At 68.6% G+C, this 15,889-nt stretch carries 15 protein-coding genes; 11 read left to right on the plus strand and 4 right to left on the minus strand.

Features of this window, described 5'->3' with window-relative positions; translation table 11 throughout:
- Window positions 1-411 precede the first annotated feature (411 nt).
- From BWQ92_RS14120 to BWQ92_RS14130, 3 genes are all read left to right on the plus strand, one after another.
- The gene (locus BWQ92_RS14120; protein ID WP_076800435.1) at window positions 412-1,869 is read left to right on the plus strand and encodes a hypothetical protein; all 1,458 of its coding nucleotides are present in this window, start codon (window positions 412-414) and stop codon (window positions 1,867-1,869) included.
- A gap of 128 nt (window positions 1,870-1,997) precedes the next feature.
- Window positions 1,998-2,822 (plus strand): endonuclease III, encoded by an 825-nt coding sequence (gene nth / locus BWQ92_RS14125; protein ID WP_076803727.1) that lies wholly within the window; start codon window positions 1,998-2,000, stop codon window positions 2,820-2,822.
- On the plus strand, window positions 2,819-3,496 hold the full coding sequence (locus tag BWQ92_RS14130; protein WP_076800437.1) for an NUDIX hydrolase: 678 nt from the start codon (window positions 2,819-2,821) through the stop codon (window positions 3,494-3,496). Before nth ends, BWQ92_RS14130 begins: the two co-directional genes overlap by 4 nt.
- 31 nt (window positions 3,497-3,527) lie before the next feature.
- On the opposite strand, the gene BWQ92_RS14135 is transcribed toward BWQ92_RS14130, so the two are convergent.
- Window positions 3,528-3,791 (minus strand): YegP family protein, encoded by a 264-nt coding sequence (locus BWQ92_RS14135; protein WP_335633066.1) that lies wholly within the window; start codon window positions 3,789-3,791, stop codon window positions 3,528-3,530.
- A gap of 258 nt (window positions 3,792-4,049) precedes the next feature.
- On the minus strand, window positions 4,050-5,828 hold the full coding sequence (locus BWQ92_RS14140) for a bifunctional 3'-5' exonuclease/DNA polymerase (RefSeq protein WP_076803728.1): 1,779 nt from the start codon (window positions 5,826-5,828) through the stop codon (window positions 4,050-4,052).
- A 155-nt stretch (window positions 5,829-5,983) separates the two neighbouring features.
- Here BWQ92_RS14140 and ssd point away from each other — a divergent pair, with 155 nt between their 5' ends.
- From ssd to BWQ92_RS14175, 7 genes are all read left to right on the plus strand, one after another.
- Window positions 5,984-7,180 (plus strand): septum site-determining protein Ssd, encoded by a 1,197-nt coding sequence (ssd, locus tag BWQ92_RS14145; protein ID WP_236782961.1) that lies wholly within the window; start codon window positions 5,984-5,986, stop codon window positions 7,178-7,180.
- A 59-nt stretch (window positions 7,181-7,239) separates the two neighbouring features.
- Complete coding sequence (locus BWQ92_RS14150) at window positions 7,240-8,523, plus strand: TadA family conjugal transfer-associated ATPase (protein WP_076800441.1); 1,284 nt, start codon at window positions 7,240-7,242, stop codon at window positions 8,521-8,523.
- On the plus strand, window positions 8,520-9,317 hold the full coding sequence (locus BWQ92_RS14155; protein ID WP_076800443.1) for a hypothetical protein: 798 nt from the start codon (window positions 8,520-8,522) through the stop codon (window positions 9,315-9,317). Before BWQ92_RS14150 ends, BWQ92_RS14155 begins: the two co-directional genes overlap by 4 nt.
- 78 nt (window positions 9,318-9,395) lie before the next feature.
- Window positions 9,396-10,010 carry a type II secretion system F family protein gene (locus BWQ92_RS14160; RefSeq protein ID WP_076800445.1) on the plus strand — a complete coding sequence of 205 codons (615 nt, stop codon included), beginning with the start codon at window positions 9,396-9,398 and terminating at the stop codon, window positions 10,008-10,010.
- Between the two features lie 320 nt (window positions 10,011-10,330).
- Window positions 10,331-10,618, plus strand: a complete 288-nt coding sequence (locus BWQ92_RS14165) for a DUF4244 domain-containing protein (protein ID WP_076800447.1) — start codon at window positions 10,331-10,333, stop codon at window positions 10,616-10,618.
- Window positions 10,615-11,160, plus strand: coding sequence for a TadE family type IV pilus minor pilin (locus tag BWQ92_RS14170; RefSeq protein WP_236782962.1), 546 nt, complete (start codon window positions 10,615-10,617; stop codon window positions 11,158-11,160). Before BWQ92_RS14165 ends, BWQ92_RS14170 begins: the two co-directional genes overlap by 4 nt.
- The gene (locus BWQ92_RS14175) at window positions 11,157-11,552 is read left to right on the plus strand and encodes an Rv3654c family TadE-like protein (protein WP_076800449.1); all 396 of its coding nucleotides are present in this window, start codon (window positions 11,157-11,159) and stop codon (window positions 11,550-11,552) included. The genes BWQ92_RS14170 and BWQ92_RS14175 overlap by 4 nt, the downstream gene beginning before the upstream one ends.
- A gap of 152 nt (window positions 11,553-11,704) precedes the next feature.
- On the opposite strand, the gene BWQ92_RS14180 is transcribed toward BWQ92_RS14175, so the two are convergent.
- The gene (locus tag BWQ92_RS14180) at window positions 11,705-14,101 is read right to left on the minus strand and encodes a DEAD/DEAH box helicase (protein WP_076800451.1); all 2,397 of its coding nucleotides are present in this window, start codon (window positions 14,099-14,101) and stop codon (window positions 11,705-11,707) included.
- A 46-nt stretch (window positions 14,102-14,147) separates the two neighbouring features.
- Entirely contained in the window at window positions 14,148-14,840 is a 693-nt protein-coding gene (locus BWQ92_RS14185) for a GNAT family N-acetyltransferase (protein WP_076800453.1), read from the minus strand.
- Between the two features lie 124 nt (window positions 14,841-14,964).
- Between BWQ92_RS14185 and trhO the strand changes: the two genes are divergently transcribed.
- Window positions 14,965-15,858, plus strand: coding sequence for an oxygen-dependent tRNA uridine(34) hydroxylase TrhO (trhO, locus tag BWQ92_RS14190; RefSeq protein WP_076800455.1), 894 nt, complete (start codon window positions 14,965-14,967; stop codon window positions 15,856-15,858).
- Window positions 15,859-15,889: the final 31 nt, after the last annotated feature.

The following is a 15,889-nucleotide window of genomic DNA, read 5'->3' on the forward strand; positions in this document are numbered from 1 at the left end:
TGAACCTCATCATTCATCGATCTTTGCTGCGCGGTCCACCGGTCCCGGCCTTTGCCCGGCCGCACGGTGTTGGCCGCACGACGGAGGGCACCGGCCCGTTCCGGAAAACCGCAAAGAGCTGTTCCGAAACCAGACTAGCGCTTCCGGCATCGGCGCGTGGGCCGCGTCACACCGGGAGCCGTGAGCGGTGTCCATTTAGCGGTGAATGGTCCTTTGGCGCAGCTGTGCGGCTTCTGTGAGCACGCCGCGCCGCGGCCAGTCAGCTAGTGAAGCACCCTCCACTTGACTAGGCTGAGATGGACTCGTGACAGTGGCCGGGGGCAGCCAGACCGCTTGTGGTCAGGCTCCGGCCGTAGGGCGGAATCACGCAACGGACGCCAGTCCGGGCGCCGCCACGCTAAGGAGAACAGAATGAATCAGCAAAGCCAAGGCCAGCCGGGCCCGGCCCAAGCGCACAATGCTGCGCCGAACTTCATGAAGCAGCAGGGTGTGCGGAATGAGGCGGTAGCCGGACCCTTTACCGTCCGCGACCTGACCGTCTTCGGGGCCACGCTGGTTCTCTTTGTCGCATCACTGATTCCGATGTTCGCTGTGCGCTACAACCTGTGGAATCTGGGAAGTCTGTTCTTCCTGGGGCTCGGCGTGGTGCTGCCGCTCATTGTTGCCGCATTGTTTGTGGCCCGCAGGCTCGCCCCCGAGACGAAGGTCCGCATCGGCTCCCTGTCTGTGGACCAGTTCGGTTCCGTGGTGGCATCCTTCGCGGTCGGCTTCTTCTTCCTGTCCGTCGCCGGCGCCTACACCCCGAGCCTTCTCGTGGCGCTGATCGGTTCCCTCGTGCTGCTGGCCGCCACGGTGCTGGCCCGCTACATCCCGTTCTTCGCCGGGGACTTCCTGGACCGCGCCGAGGTGCCGGCCCACATCATGGCCCGCGACTCGGCCGTTCCGGTGCGCAAGCCCAAGGCGCCCAAAGAGGCGAAGCCGGCCGCCGTCAAGCCTGGCGGTGCTGCCGCCGGCGCGGTTCCGGCAGGTCCTGAAGCCCGCGGCGCCGCCTCCCCTGGTCCTGTTTCCTCTGGTCCGGCTACCTCCGGGCATGTTTCCCACGGCCATGTTTCCCACGGTGCGACGGCGGTCAGCCAGCCGGGACAGGGTACGGCCCAGGCCGGCACCGCCGGTGCCGTAATCCCCGGTGCCACAGCTGACATTCCCGGCGCGGCAGGTGCCGCACCGGGGACCGGCGTGTGGCCCGCAGCCAATGCGGCCAGCAGCGCCGCAGCATCCCCCGAAACCGGACCGGCCGCCGTCGTACCCTCCGCCCAGACCCGGGACGCCGCGGCGCAGCCGGCCACAGCGGCCGAGCAGACCCAGCCGAACCGAGCCCCCGTCTCCCCGGCAACCGGCGCACCGGCAGCCGGTGCGGAAGCTCCGGCGGCACAAGCTGCACCTGAAACAGCCGCAGCCCCGGCACCGGAAGCGGCCGGCGCCGCCGGCCAGGGTGACAAAGCTGCGCGGGCCGATACAGCTGCGCGGGAGGCAGAGGCGGCACGGGTGGCCTCTGCCACGCCTGCCACCGCCGTCCACCCGCGGGTGGACCTGCAGGAGCAGCAGCGGTCGCAGGAACCGATCGGCGCCACTGTGGACCCCTCGAGTCGGCCTGAGGAGTCCGAGCAGGAGCAGGTCCACGAGGCCTTCTGGTTCGCCGTCGCCCAGCACCGCACCGCAGTGGACGAGCGCACGGGCGCGCCGCTGTTCGGCATCGAACCCGGCGGCTGGGTCCTGGCCCTCGAGGACCGCGGGGACGAGTTCCTGGTCCAGCACACGGACGGCCGGGTGGGCGTCCTGCGCGACCTCAGCAACATCGAGCGCGGCTAGCGGCCGCCGTGGCCGATTCCGCTTCGCGCCGGCGCGGCACGCCGGGCGGCGCCGTGGTCCCCGCCCCCGCGGAAGTCTCCGTTGAGGCTTCCGCGGAGGTTCCGGAAGCTGCCGTACCGGAAGCTGCCGTGGCCGCCGGAAGCGGGCCGGCGGCAAGCAAGCCGGCCCGCTCCGGTGAGTCGCCTCTCGCCCTGAAGCGCCGCGCCCGCCGCATCAACCGGGCACTCGCCGAGCAGTACCCGTACGCCCACGCCGAGCTGGACTTCCGGAACCCCTTCGAGCTCCTCGTGGCCACGGTGCTCTCCGCGCAGACCACGGACGTGACGGTCAACCTGATCACGCCGCTGCTCTTCTCCCGCTACCCGGACGCCCGCGCCATGGCGGAAGCGGACACCGCGGAGCTTGAAGCCATCATCAAGCCGACGGGGTTTTTCCGGGCCAAGTCCAAGAACCTCCTCGCGCTGGCGAACCGGGTGGTGGACGAGTTCGACGGTGTGGTGCCCGGCCGGCTGGAAGACCTGGTGACGCTTCCCGGCGTCGGGCGGAAAACCGCGAATGTGGTGCTGGGCAATGCGTTTGGCGTCCCCGGCATCACGGTGGATACCCACTTCGGGCGCCTGGCGCGGCGCTTCGGCTGGACCGAGTCCGACGATCCGGTCCGGATCGAGTCCGACGTGGCGGAGCTGTTCGAGCCCAAGGACTGGACCATGTTGTCCCACCGCGTGGTGTTTCACGGCCGCCGGGTCTGTCACTCCCGCAAGCCCGCCTGCGGGGCGTGCGCGGTGGCCAACTGGTGCCCCAGCTTCGGCTCAGGCGAGACGAATCCCGCCAAGGCGGCGAAGCTGCTGAAATACGAACTCGCGCCCGGCAACGAGGAGCTCCTGGCGAAGCTGATGGCCGAGACGCACCGCGCCGCCGAGATCCGGATGGAATCGCAACGGAGGACGCCGTGACAGCGCGCCAGGACCTGGTGGACCTGGTCGAGTCCATCCGGGCAGGAACCGGGCCAGCGCGCAACCCGTACTGGCGCAAGCTGACCGTCGACGAGTCCGTTGCCCGAAAGGCCGCGGTCCTGATCCTCTTCGGAGCCCTGGACGATGTGCCTGCGGCCTCCGGCAAACCGCTGGCAGCTGCCGACCTGGACGTCCTGCTCCTGGAACGCGCCCACACCCTCGATGACCATCCCGGCCAGGTGGCCTTTCCCGGCGGCGGCATCGACGCGGGGGAGACCCCCGTGGAGGCCGCGCTGCGGGAAGCGGAGGAGGAGACTGGGCTGGACCCTGCCGGCGTCGAAGTGCTGGGTGCCCTGCCGGAGCTGGCCCTGCCGCGCGGAAACTTCCTGGTGACCCCGGTCCTGGCCTGGTGGGCTGCGCCGTCGCCGGTCCGGGTGGTGGACTACGGCGAGTCGGCCCAGGTTTTCCGGGTACCGGTCCGTGACCTGCTGGACCCCGAGAACCGCACCATGGCGGCCGTGACCCGCATGAACCAGACGTTCCAGAGCCCGGCGTTCACCGTGAACAGCCTGGTGGTCTGGGGCTTTACGGGCATGATCCTGAACGAACTGTTCGACCAGCTGGCCTGGGCCGTGCCATGGGACCGGACCAGGCTCCATCCGCTGGACCTCTAGGCTGCTTCTTCCCGGCGCAGCCGACGTGGCGTCAGTGCTGCGATTTCCGCAGATCCACCACCAGGCCTGTGGCCGCGTTTTCGCGCAGTGCGTTGATGCCCGCCACTACTCCCGAAACGCTCTTGAACCGCGGTGACTCTGCCACGATGTTCCCGGCCCCATCCATGAGCCGGAATTTGTAAGACTGATCGCTGTCCTGGTGAACTTCAAATTTGCCCGCCATTGGCGTGGAAACCCCCTGCTGATGCTTCGTCGCATGTGCCGGGCCAACTCGTTGCCACTGCCCGGCCACCATCGACCTTAGTGGTCCACGCCACACGAAGCGAACTACCCGCCGGTAAGTTACTCTTTACAACCGCGGATGCCGGAAGTGACGGATGTGACTTTTGTTTCCTGTCGGCAGGGGTTACTGTCCCGCTCCGGCCTCCGCGGAACCGTCGTGGGGCACTTTGGGGGTGCCGCCGTCGTAATGACGACGACGGGCCGCGTGTTGGATGCCAAAGTGCCCCGTTTCGGTATGGGCGGTGGCCGAGTTAACGGTCAGGGGCGGCTTCTATTTTGCGTTGTCGTAGGAGTCGACGACGGCGACGCCCACCGGGAACTCGACCGGAATGGGCCCGAAGAGCAGCTCCTTGGCAGCATTGGCGGCCTCCTCGATGGCGCGGATGCAGGCGTCCACGGCGGAATCCGGGGCGTGGACCATTACCTCGTCGTGCAGGAAAAACACGAGTTCCCCGGCCGCCGAACCATTGGCACGCATGGTGCGCAGCCGCCGTCGCAGTTCAGCGAGCCAGCAGGCGGCCCAGTCTGCCGCTGAGCCCTGGACCACGAAGTTGCGGGTGAAACGTCCGCGGGAACGGGCGATGGCATCCGCCCGGCGCTGCTCCTCCGCCGACGTGGACCGCTGGCTGCGGAACCACCGTTCCGACGGCGGCGGACTGCTGCGCCCCAGACGGGAGGTGACCGTGCCGCCGGCTTCGCCCTCGCGGGCTGCGCGCTCGACGAAGCCCACCGCCCGCGGGTAGATCCGGGCGAGCTGCGGCATCAGGCGGCCTGCCTCGCCGGAGGTGGCGCCGTACATGGCTCCGAGCAGGGCCATTTTTGCCTTGCTCCGGTCACCGCCGAATCCCCTGGCGGCGATCCCGGCATAGAGATCCTGGTCCCGGGCGGCCTCTGCCATGCTGGAGTCCTGCGCGAGGGCAGCGAGAACCCGGGGTTCCAGTTGCGACGCGTCCGCCACGATGAGCTTGTGTCCGGGGTCTGCGTGCACCGCGCCGCGGACCTGGCGGGGGATCTGCAACGCCCCGCCGCCGCGTGATGCCCAGCGGCCCGACACCACTCCGCCCACCACGTATTCGGGCCGGAACCGCCCGTTCCGCACCCACGCATCCAGCCATACCCAGCCGTTGGCAGTGTGCAGCCGCGACAGTTTCTTGTACGCCAGCAGGGGCGCGATGGCCGGATGGCTGGACCCCTTCAGCTCCCATTGCCGCGTCGACTTCACCTCGATGCCATTGCGGTGCAGGGCGCGCATCAGCTCCTGCGGGGAGTCGGGGTTCAGCGCGGGCGCGTTCAGCAGGGCCCTGAGCTCGGTGTTCAGGGCCTCAAGTTTGGCGGGCCGGTGGCCGAGCGGCGGCCGCGGCCCCAGGTGCTCGGCGAGGATTTGCTCGTGCAGCTCCTCGCGCCAAGGCACCCCGGCGTGCTGCATCTCGGCCGCCACCAGGGCGCTGGCGGATTCGGCGGCGAGGAGGAGCTGGAGCCGCTGCCTGCGGTGGCCGTCAGCTGCTCCGGTTGCTGTTCCGGTGGCTCCGGTTGTTGTTCCGCCGGCGGCGGCCAGGGCCTCCTGCTGGGCGGCATATTCGGCGCGCAGCCCGGCCAGGGTCTGCCGCGGTTCGGCGGCCGTGCCCGGGTCCTCGAAGAGCGCGCCCTGGTCGGCCGGCGGAGGGGGTGGCTGAAGCAGCCGCGGCGGCTGCAGCTCGTCGTCCTGTGTGAGCTTCTCGGCGTTTTTCGCGTACGGGGTGTGGGCCGTGAACTCGGAATGCGCCAGGATGGCGCCGCACAGGGAGAGGTCGTAGCAGCGCTCCACGTCCACGCCCGCTGCCAGCAGGGACGGGTACCAGTCCTGGGTGCGGTGCCAGATCCAGCGCGGGCGCCGCTTTTCGAGTTCGCGGACGACGGCGGCCAGCCCGGTTCCGCTGCCGGGTGCGGCTTCCGCTCCGGCGCGGGGCAGGCTGACGATCCGTGGCTTCGGATTGGCGGGGGAGGGGAGACCCGCTGCCGTGACTTCCTGTATGGCTGCGCCGTCAGGGTGGGCGGCGAGCAGCAGATACATGTATCCAATTCTGCCCTGCTTGCCGCTGCTCGCTGCGCCCGGCCTCTTGTCCTCCACGGCTGGCCGGGCTTTTCCCTATGGCAGCTGGGTGCCCGTTTTCCACATACACTCATCCGTCCCTGACGGCGGCCCCGTCTTTTGGGCACAGTTGCTGCATGAGCAGGCAACACGCCCGGAACCGGCGACTCCCATCAGAACCGGACAGCGCGCTGGTGGATGCTGCCGCGCCTGATACTGCACTGACGGCTCCGCCAGGGCGGGTACCTGCTTATGAGCCCGGAACCTGGCTCCCGGCTGACGGCGGCGACATCCTGCTCGTCACGGGCTTTGAATTCCTGCGCGGCGAAGTGGAACGGATTGTCGCGGCGGCCGGCGGACGCCTCCGGGTGGTGGACGATGTGGCGGAAGCCGCGCCATTCTGGGATTCCGCCGCCGACGTCCTGGTGGGCAGCGATGTCCGTGAACTTCCGCCCCGGCGCCGTGCCCCCGCCGTTCTCGTCGGCCTGAGCGGGGAAGGGGACACACTCTGGCATCTCGGCGCTGCCTTGGGGGCACAACGCGTCGCCGTTCTTCCCGACGCCGCAGCCTGGCTGGCGGAGTACCTCAGCAGGTCCCGTTCGCCGGAGGCCGGAGGACTGGTGCTCGGAGTCACCGGAGGCTGCGGAGGGGCGGGCGCCACCACCGCGGCGGCATGGCTCGCGCAGGCGGCGGCTGAACTGGGTGTCCGCGTTCTGCTGGTGGACGCCGATCCCTGGGGCGGCGGCCTCGAACTGGCCCTGGCGGCGGAGGAATCCCCAGGTCTCCGCTGGCCGGATCTGGCCGATGCCAGCGGCAGCATTGACCCGCAGCAGCTCGCGGACGCCCTTCCCGTCGCCGGCGGGTTTTCGTTCCTTTCCTGGCCCGGAACCCGGGAACGGCCGGCCCCCGTGGACCCGGTCACCGTGGGCGGCGTCCTCGACGCCGCACGGCGGGGCTACGAGGTGGTCATTGTCGACATCGGCCGCAGCGCCGAGCCGCTGCGCACGTTCGCCTGGGACTGCGACCGCCTCCTGGTTGTCGTCCCCGCCCAACTAAAGGCTGCGGTTGCCGCCGCGCGGCTGCTGCAGGAACTTCCTCCGGTCGAATCGGCCCTCGTCATCCGGGGCAAGGCCGGGGTGGCGCTGGACGCCGCGCTGGTCGCCGAATCCGTGGGGCTCCCCCTGCACGGCGTGATGCCCGAGGTGCGGGGCACGGCCTCTGCCACCGAGCTGGGCCGCCTGCTCGATCAGGGCAAGCGGAAGACCGTTCGGCGCTTCGCATCCTCGGTGCTGGGCCTCCTCGCCGGTGACCCACAGGCCGGTGACCTCCGGTGAGTGCCCATCTCGGAGCGCCCGGGGCCGGTGCCGCTGCCGGTGTCCGTGCCCCATCCGGAATGCCTGGTGCACCCGCATCCCGCGCGGCGCTCGCAGAGACTGCGGGGCGGCGGCGTGGGGCCAGGGTCCTGGACGCGGGGCTTCTGGAGACTGTCCGGGAGTCGGTCATGGCAGAAGCCGGGCCAGTGACCCCGTCGCGGGTGGCGGCGGCGGTGCAGGCCACCGGAAAGCTGCTGGGCACGGCCGGTTCCCTCGCCGCCGCAGAACGGATCAGCGCTGAGCTCAACGGCCTCGGGCCCCTGCAGCACCTTGTCCGGGATCCATCGGTTACGGACATCTTCGTTAACGCCCCGGACTCCGTCTGGCTGGACAGGGGACGCGGCATCGAAAGGACATCGGTGTCCTTCGCAGGGGAGACCCAGCTCAGGGCCCTTGCCGCCCGGCTGGTGGCATCGGGCGGCAGGCGGCTGGACGACGGATCGCCGTGCGTGGACGTGCGGCTGGAGGGCGGCTACCGGGTCCATGCCGTCCTGCCGCCCATCTCGGCGGCGGGCACGCTCCTCAGCATCAGGATCCGGCGGGAACAGGTCTTCACCATGGACGAGCTCCGGGACGGGGGCATGTTTGGGCCATTGGTTCAATGTGTACTCGAGCGCATGGTCGAGCAGCGGCTGAGTTTCCTGGTCAGCGGAGCCACTGGCTCGGGAAAAACGACCCTCCTGTCCACTCTGCTGGGGCTCTGCCACCCCGGGGAGCGGCTGGTTCTGATCGAGGACGCCTCGGAGCTGAACCCGGTGCACCCGCACGTGGTCTCACTGGAGTCGCGGCACGGCAACCTTGAGGGAGGCGGCGCCGTGGACCTCGGTGAACTCGTTCGCCAGGCCTTGAGGATGCGCCCGGACCGGCTGATTGTGGGGGAGTGCCGGGGATCCGAGGTGCGCGAACTCCTGACAGCCATGAACACCGGCCACACCGGAGGCGGCGGCACCATCCACGCGAACACGGCTGGCGCGGTCCCGGCCCGCCTCACTGCTCTGGGGGCGCTGGCCGGGCTCGGCCAGGATGCGGTCCGCCTGCAGGTGGCCAGCGCCCTTGACGTGGTGGTGCACGTGGCCCGGTCGAGGCAGGGACGCTATGTCGCGAGCATAGGCGTCCTGACCGAGCGGTCCGGTGGCCTCGATGTCGCCCTGGCTTTGGACATGTCAGCGGGGACGCCTGTTCCGGGGCCGTCCTGGGAGCTCCTTTCCCGGCGGCTTGCCCTCGATCCGGGTCTTGCCGTTGTCCCTGACGCTGTGCCCGATGGCGGCACTGAAAACCTCGGGGCCCGCAGGGCAGCGGCATGACCGCGGCCTTGATTGGTGCACTGGCGCTCGCCGCGTGGCTGGTCCTGGACCCGGCGCACGGGCTACGGCAGCGGGCGCGGAGTGCCTTCGGCGCTACATCTGGCGCCCGGGCGGGCCGAGGCGGCCGCTCGGCCACGCAGGTCCGGGGCGGGCATGGCCTCGGCAGGGGCCGACGCCAAGAGTCTTTCGTGTCCCTGACAGTTATGGTTCAGCAGCTGGCTGCCCTGCTGAAGGGCGGCCGGTCCCCGTCACGTCTGTGGGACGAACTGTGGCAGCTGTACGTGGAGCAGGGGCCTGCAGGGGACGGCGGACGCCGGCCGCGGCTCAGCCCCGGATCGGCGGCTGTTTTGTCGGCTGCCCGGGGAGCGGCCCTGCGGGGAGCGCCGGTAGCCGAGGCGATACGGTCGGCAAGTTCGGCCTCACGTCACGGAGCGGGAGGCCGTGAGCCGCGGATCTGGGGTGAGCTGGCGGCCTGTTTCGAGATAGCGTCCGCCAGCGGCTGTCCGCTGGCGGACGTTCTCACCCGCTTTGCCGCGCAGCTGGAGGTTGAAGACGACGCCGAGGCAGCCCGGCAGACGGCGCTCGCCGGACCGAAGGCGACGGTCGCGCTGCTGACGTGGCTCCCCCTGCTCGGACTGGGGCTGGGGGTCTGCCTCGGCGTGGACCCGCTGGCGATGTTGCTGGGCACACCGTTCGGGGTGGCTGCGCTGGTCGCAGGCATCGGATTGACCGTTGCCGGCCGCATCTGGTCCGCAAGGCTCGTGCGTGCAGCGGCCGGAGCGGCTGCGCCATGAGGACCCGCCGGCCCGGCTGCCCCTGCCTACCTGGCTGCCCCTGCTTCCCGGGCTGCCCTCGTTCGCAGGAGCAGCTCCATGAGTGAGCCGGTTCTGGCTGCTGCCTTCGTCTTCCTGGGGCTGGCGGCCGCCGCATGTCTCGCCTTTGGCGGAACTGCTCACGGAAGATCAAGGGTCCTCCGCCGGAACGGCCTCGTTACGGGCGACGGTAATGCCGACGGGGAACACGGCTCGCAGAGCCGGGCGGAACACATACCGGGGTTGCGCGACACCGCAATGATGCTGGAGCTGATTGCCGCCATGCTCCATGCCGGTGCGGGTATCGGTCGTGCTTTGGAACTGGTGGCCGCTGCAGCCTCACCCGAGTACGGCCGTGCCCTGCGTCCTGTCGTGGGAGCCATGGCCATTGGTGCCGACTGGGAGACGGCCTGGCGGAGTTCAGACGTGCGCTCGCCGGAGATACTGGCCCTGCGGGACGCCCTGGGCTTCGCCGCGCTGACGGGTGCGCCATCGTCATCCATCCTTTATGCCCAGGCCGCCAGAATGAGGCGGGAACGCTTCCGGGCCGCGGAGAAGCGTGCGGCTTCCCTCGGGGTCAAGCTGGTTGTTCCGCTGGGACTCTGTTCACTGCCCGCCTTCATCTGCCTGGGAGTCGTTCCGGTGCTGCTTGCACTTGTTCCTTCGGGCGGCTGACTTCCCCGGCCTCGCAACCCGTTTTGGTACGGGAGACTGAACTCTTTCTCCTCGGCCACAAACTCCTGCGCCACGTTGCAGGCGTAGCTGGCGCATTGCTTCCGTGGCGCCCCGCCGTACGTTGCCGCTTCCACATTTCTCACGGCGCGGGGGGCCTACCGCTTGCGATGCTGTCGCGGCTGCTGCAGGGCACTTTCCCTCCACAGGCGGCCGCCCTGGCTGCTTTTCCACTTAGGGAAGTTCATGCCTTACCGGTCCGGACAGCGGGCGGGAGAGTCGAATGCACCGGCAGTTCGCCGGAACTCCAGAAAGGAAATTCCATGTCCCTCAACCACCACACCCCGGGTGAAGCCGCCCGGCCCCTTCGTCAGGATTCGGAAGAAGCCGACGTGCTGGAGATCTACCCGGGTGCCAGCATGGCGCCGCGGGTGAAACCACGGCCGCGCAGGCGTCTCATGGGTTCGGAAGCCGGCATGGCGACCGCCGAATATGCCATCGCCACGCTGGCGGCGGTGGGCTTCGCGGGGCTCCTGGTGTTTATCCTGCGAAGCGACGAAGTCCGCGGATTCCTGCTCACCCTGATCCGTACGGCGCTGGCCCTGCCGTGAAACCCGTTCCGCAGACCCTGACGGCGGCCGGGCTTAAGTCCTGCCGGCAGCACAGGAGCCGTTCCGGAGAAGACGCCGGCAGCCGCGGGCAGGGGAAGGCCCGCGGCGCCGAGGGTAACCACGCGGACAGCCGCGGCGCCGTGACCGCGGAATTTGCGGTCACTCTTCCGGCGGTCCTGCTGCTTCTGGCAATGCTGCTGGCGGGGTCTGCGGCGGGAATCACCCAGCTGCGGCTTGAGGACGCGGCCCGGGCCGGCGCCAGGGCACTCGCCAGGGGTGAAGACCCTGCCGCCGTCGACGGGATCGTCCGCAAGCTGGCTGGCCCGTCGGCCTCGTCGGCAGTGGCTTCCGGCGGCGAATGGATGAGCGTCACGGTGTCGGACCGGGTTGCGGGGCCGGTGGGGCGCATGGTGCCGTGGACGCTGACCGCCAGGGCCGAGGCACGCAGCGAAACGGCGGCATCTGCGCCGTCTCCGGACGCGGCGCAACCGGCGCAGGCGGTACCGGCGGGGCGTGGCAGTACTGACGGGCAGTTCTTATGAGGCGGTTCCGGAAACAGCCCCTCGGCCAGCACAGGAGTCCCGTGTCCGATGCTGAATCCGAACGTGGATCGGGCACTGTGCTGGCTGTCGGCCTGGGCATGGTGGTTGTCATGGTCATGGCCTTGCTTCTCCTGCTGGCGCAGGCGTCGGCAGCGGCGTCCAAGGCCGCCGCTGCGGCCGACCTTGCTGCGTTGGCCGCAGCTGACGCTTTGCGCGGTGTGTCGGCGGGGGAGCCCTGCTTCGTGGCTGCCGGGGTCGCGGCCCGCCACAAAGCGACTCTCGTCAGCTGCACCGAGGGAGGGGACCAGTCCGTCGAGGTCAGCACGGAACTGGCCGCGGGGCCCCTCCTGGGGGTCGCGACAGGCCGGGCACGGGCCGGACCGCCGCCCTAAGTTTCGCGGGGCAGATTTCGTGGGCAGATAAGGCACCGTGCCCAGGCAGCCACAGCGCTGGAGTGTGCGGGCCTCTTCCAGTCTGGCTCCCCGCATCGGCGCAGACGCATTCGTGTCTGGACCGCGTTCCTCACCCGGAGCGTGTTCCTCATCTAGACCGCGTTCCGCGCCGGCGCACCAGCCCTGGAATCCTCCGGCGCGGCCGAGTCCCGGGCATCCTTCAGCAGGACATCGATCAGCGTGACGGCGGCATCCTTGTCCAGAGGGTTGTTCTTGTTGCCGCACTTCGGCGACTGGACGCAGGAGGGGCAACCTGATTCGCACTCACAGGCTTCGATCGCGTCCCTCGTGGCCGTGAGCCATGCCTTGGCTTTTTCGAAGCCGCGTTCGGCAAATCCGGCACCGCCGGCGTGCCCGTCGTACACGAAAATCGTCGGCACACCGGTATCGGCATGGAGCGCGGTCGAAACCCCGCCGATGTCCCAGCGGTCGCTTGAGGCCACGAGCGGGAGCAGGCCGATGGCCGCGTGCTCGGCAGCGTGGAGGGCGCCGGGGAACTGCGCTTCGATAAGTCCTGCACCTGTGAGCGACCGGTTCTCCACCTCAAACCACACCGCCTTCGTAAACAGGTCCCTGGCTCCGAGGTCCAGGGGTTCCTCGCCCAGGACTTCATTGGAAATCAGGGCCTTCCGCTGAAAGGAGATCACTTGCGTTGTGACCTTGACGTCGCCGAAGTGCACGGCAACGTCTCCCCACTGCGCCGTCCGCTGGGTCTCGAGGACCTCGATCTGCGTGATATCCCGCGCCGTCGTGTAGTAGTCGGGGTTGGCCCGGCGCACCACCACGCAGTGGTCATCCTCATTCAGGTCCTCCACCACGTAGCTGTCACCCTGATGGACGTACACGGCTCCGGTGTGGGCCTGGTAGTGGGTCTGCGGCGAATCCATCGTCCCCAGCAGGGAACCGGTGTCGGCGTCCACGATGCTCACCGGTCCGCCACCGTCGGCGCGGAGATTCACCATGGCCGCCGCGCTCTGGGGATGGGTCCAGAACCAGCCGGCAGGGCGCCGCCGCAGGTAGCCCTGGGCCACCAGCTGGCCGAGGAGTTTCTCCGCAGTGGTACCGAACAGCGGCAGCTCCGCCACGCCCAGCGGGAGTTCAGCGGCCGCGGCACAGAGGTGCGGGCCCAGGACATAGGGATTCGACGGGTCAAACACCGTCGCCTCGACCGACACGTCGAAGATGGCTTCAGGATGGTTGACCAGGTAAGTGTCCAAGGGATCGTCGCTGGCCACGAAGGCGGCAATGGCATCCTGTCCGGCGCGGCCCGCGCGGCCGATCTGCTGGAAGAGGGACGCCCTGGTGCCGGGCCAGCCCGCCACCAGCACCGCGTCCAGCCCCGAGACGTCGATGCCCAGTTCGAGCGCTGAAGTACTGGAAATGCCGAGGAGCTCTCCGGTCCGCAGCGCTCTTTCCAGGGCACGGCGTTCCTCCGGGAGGTAGCCGGAGCGGTAGGCCGCCACGCGCTGCGGCAGGCTGGGGTCGACTTCGTCCAGGAGTCGCTTCGTGATGGAGGAGATGGTTTCTGCGCCGCGCCTGGATTTGATGAACGCGATGGTCCGGATCCGTGAGGAGACAAGGTTCGCGAGAAGGTCGGCAGTCTCGGCCACCGCGGTCCTGCGTTCCTTGGCTCCGTTTTCGCCGCGTACCTCGGTGAGCGCAGGTTCCCAGAACGCCACCGTCGTGGACCCGTGCGGGGAGGAATCTTCCGAGACTCCCCGGACCGGTGCGCCAATCAGCCGGCCAAAGGACTTCTCGGGCTCGGAAGCAGTGGCGGACGCCGCGATAAATACTGGCCCGGCGGAGCTGCCATCGGCCGCATAGTAGGCACAGATGCGCCGCAGCCGGCGCATCAGGTTGGCCACATGGGAGCCGAAGACGCCACGGTAGCTGTGCGCCTCGTCCACGATCACGTAGCGCAGGCGCCGGAAGAACCCGGCCCACCAGGCATGGTTCGGCAGGATGCCGAAGTGCAGCATGTCAGGGTTGGCCAGAATGAAGTTTGCGTGGTCGCGGATCCAGCGGCGGGACGCCTGGTCGGTATCGCCGTCGTAGGTTTCCGCGCGGACGGTCGGCAGGTTCAGGGAGCGGATCGCCGAGAGCTGGTCCGCCGCCAAGGCCTTGGTGGGGGACAGATACAGTGTCACCGCGCCGTCGTCGTGGATTTTTCCGGGCTCGGACAGGACGCGTAGCTCCGAACGGTGAATCGCATCCAGCGCCGGCAGCTGGTAGGCCAGGGACTTCCCCGACGCCGTGCCGGTGGCGATCACCACGTGCCCGCCGCCGTGGGCGATGTCAGCTGCCCGGATCTGGTGCCGGTAGGGCTGGTGGATGCCGAGCTTGCCGTAGGCGGCGACCAGGTCCGGGTGGGCCCAGGCCGGCCACTGTTCGTGCACGGCGTTGCGCGCCGGGATGGTCCGCACATGCCGGAGCTGCTCCGGGTCCGGGCCACGGCCCAGCAACGGAATCAGCGAGTCATGGGGGTTCACCCCAATATTCTTTCATCCGGACAAAAATCGCCCGGCACTGAAAGGGTCAGACCACGGAGAGGTCCGCGCCCTCATCGGAGGCGGAGAGCATCAGCACATGGCACACCGAGGACCAGCCGAGATGTGAATACAGCTTCTGTCCGTCCAGGGAGGCCAGCAGGAGGCCGTCTTCCACATCGTGGGAAAACGCCTGCGCCGCCAGCGCCTTCATGATGAAGCTCCCCAGGCCCCGGCGCTGGAAGGCGGGTTCGGTCACGATCTTGTCGAACACCGCAGTGCCATTAATGACGGTCACGCGGCCGCTCACTGCCAGCGTCTCGCCCGAGCGTACTTCGGCGAAGTGGACACCGTCGGACTCCCACGTCTTCAGGGACAGTTCGTCGTCGGAGAGCCACGGGTCTTCCGCGTCCTGGGTTTCCATGTCCACGACCATCATGGCCTGGGAGGCTGACGTGGTGTTGAGGTTGTGTTGCTCGGCCAAGAGCTTGTACCGGGCCACGTCATTGGTCAGGATGGTCAGGATCCGTTTGGGGGCCTCGGCCGTCTTGGCCGCCAGGTCCGCGAACTCGGCATCTGTCGGATCGGATGCGAAGTATTCCCAGTCCCCGGTTGTGTCAGCACGCAGGGCGGCGGGGAACCGTCCCTCGGTTCGCGTTTCATAGCCCCGGCAACCAGCCCAACCGGCTACCCAGACTTCAAGCAGATGAGTGATGTCTCCAACCATGGCTTCTGGCGTCATGTGACGAGGGTATTCCAGCGCTGTCATAAGCAACAGGGCTTTGGCGCTTGCTTATGCAATTGTGATAGGGAGCTCTTCCACGGCCCGAATCCTGCCCCAGCGGCCAGCAAGTACCCTTAAATACGTGGCTTTGAACCGAATCGTGCTCTTTTACGGCTTTACTCCCATCGCAGACCCGGACGCTGTCCGGCTCTGGCAGCGCGCCCTCTGCGAAAAGCTCGGCCTGACCGGGCGCATCCTGATCTCCAAGGACGGCATCAACGCCACCGTCGGCGGGGAGATCGGGGCCGTCAAGCAGTACGTGAAAACAACCCGCGAATACAAAGGCTTCCGCGGCATCGACGTTAAGTGGTCCGACGGCGGGGCAGAGGACTTCCCCCGACTGAGCGTCAAGGTCCGCGATGAGATTGTTTCGTTCGGCGCTCCCGGCGAGCTGAAGGTGGATGAGAACGGCGTCGTGGGCGGCGGGACGCATCTGTTGCCCGAGGAACTCCACGAACTCGTCGACGCCAAAAAGGCCAGCGGCCAGGACGTCGTCTTCTTTGACGGCCGCAACGCGTTCGAGGCCCAGATCGGCAAGTTCAAGGACGCGGTGGTCCCGGACGTGGCCACCACGCACGACTTCATCACGGAACTCGACTCCGGCAAATATGACCACCTCAAGGACCAGCCGGTGGTCACCTACTGCACTGGCGGCATCCGCTGCGAGGTGCTGTCCAGCCTCATGGTGAACCGTGGCTTCAAAGAGGTGTACCAGCTGGACGGCGGCATCGTCCGCTACGGGGAAAAGTTCAAGGACCAAGGGCTCTGGGAAGGGTCCCTGTACGTCTTCGACAAGCGCATGCACCTCGAATTCAGCGAGGACGCCAAAACCGTCGGCGAATGCGTCCGGTGCCAGGCACCCACGAGCAAGTTCGAGAACTGCTCGAACCCCAGCTGCCGCACGCTCACCCTGTACTGCGCCGGCTGCGCGGCCGCCCCCGAGACTCTCCGTTGCCCGGACGGCTGCGCCGCCTAAGGGCCGTTGCCCAAGCACCGGAACGGCTCGC

It is taken from the genome of Arthrobacter sp. QXT-31, assembly GCF_001969265.1.
Lineage (GTDB): Bacteria > Actinomycetota > Actinomycetes > Actinomycetales > Micrococcaceae > Arthrobacter.

What these genes read in the sequence shown, in the direction of transcription:
- BWQ92_RS14120 (WP_076800435.1), top strand. Translation starts at nt 412, where the DNA reads ATGAATCAGCAAAGCCAAGGCCAGCCGGGCCCGGCCCAAGCGCACAAT.
- BWQ92_RS14135 (WP_335633066.1), bottom strand. Translation starts at nt 3,791, where the DNA reads ATGGTGGCCGGGCAGTGGCAACGAGTTGGCCCGGCACATGCGACGAAG.
- BWQ92_RS14140 (WP_076803728.1), bottom strand. Translation starts at nt 5,828, where the DNA reads ATGTATCTGCTGCTCGCCGCCCACCCTGACGGCGCAGCCATACAGGAA.
- ssd (WP_236782961.1), top strand. Translation starts at nt 5,984, where the DNA reads ATGAGCAGGCAACACGCCCGGAACCGGCGACTCCCATCAGAACCGGAC.
- BWQ92_RS14150 (WP_076800441.1), top strand. Translation starts at nt 7,240, where the DNA reads ATGCCTGGTGCACCCGCATCCCGCGCGGCGCTCGCAGAGACTGCGGGG.
- BWQ92_RS14155 (WP_076800443.1), top strand. Translation starts at nt 8,520, where the DNA reads ATGACCGCGGCCTTGATTGGTGCACTGGCGCTCGCCGCGTGGCTGGTC.
- BWQ92_RS14160 (WP_076800445.1), top strand. Translation starts at nt 9,396, where the DNA reads ATGAGTGAGCCGGTTCTGGCTGCTGCCTTCGTCTTCCTGGGGCTGGCG.
- BWQ92_RS14165 (WP_076800447.1), top strand. Translation starts at nt 10,331, where the DNA reads ATGTCCCTCAACCACCACACCCCGGGTGAAGCCGCCCGGCCCCTTCGT.
- BWQ92_RS14175 (WP_076800449.1), top strand. Translation starts at nt 11,157, where the DNA reads ATGAGGCGGTTCCGGAAACAGCCCCTCGGCCAGCACAGGAGTCCCGTG.
- BWQ92_RS14185 (WP_076800453.1), bottom strand. Translation starts at nt 14,840, where the DNA reads ATGACGCCAGAAGCCATGGTTGGAGACATCACTCATCTGCTTGAAGTC.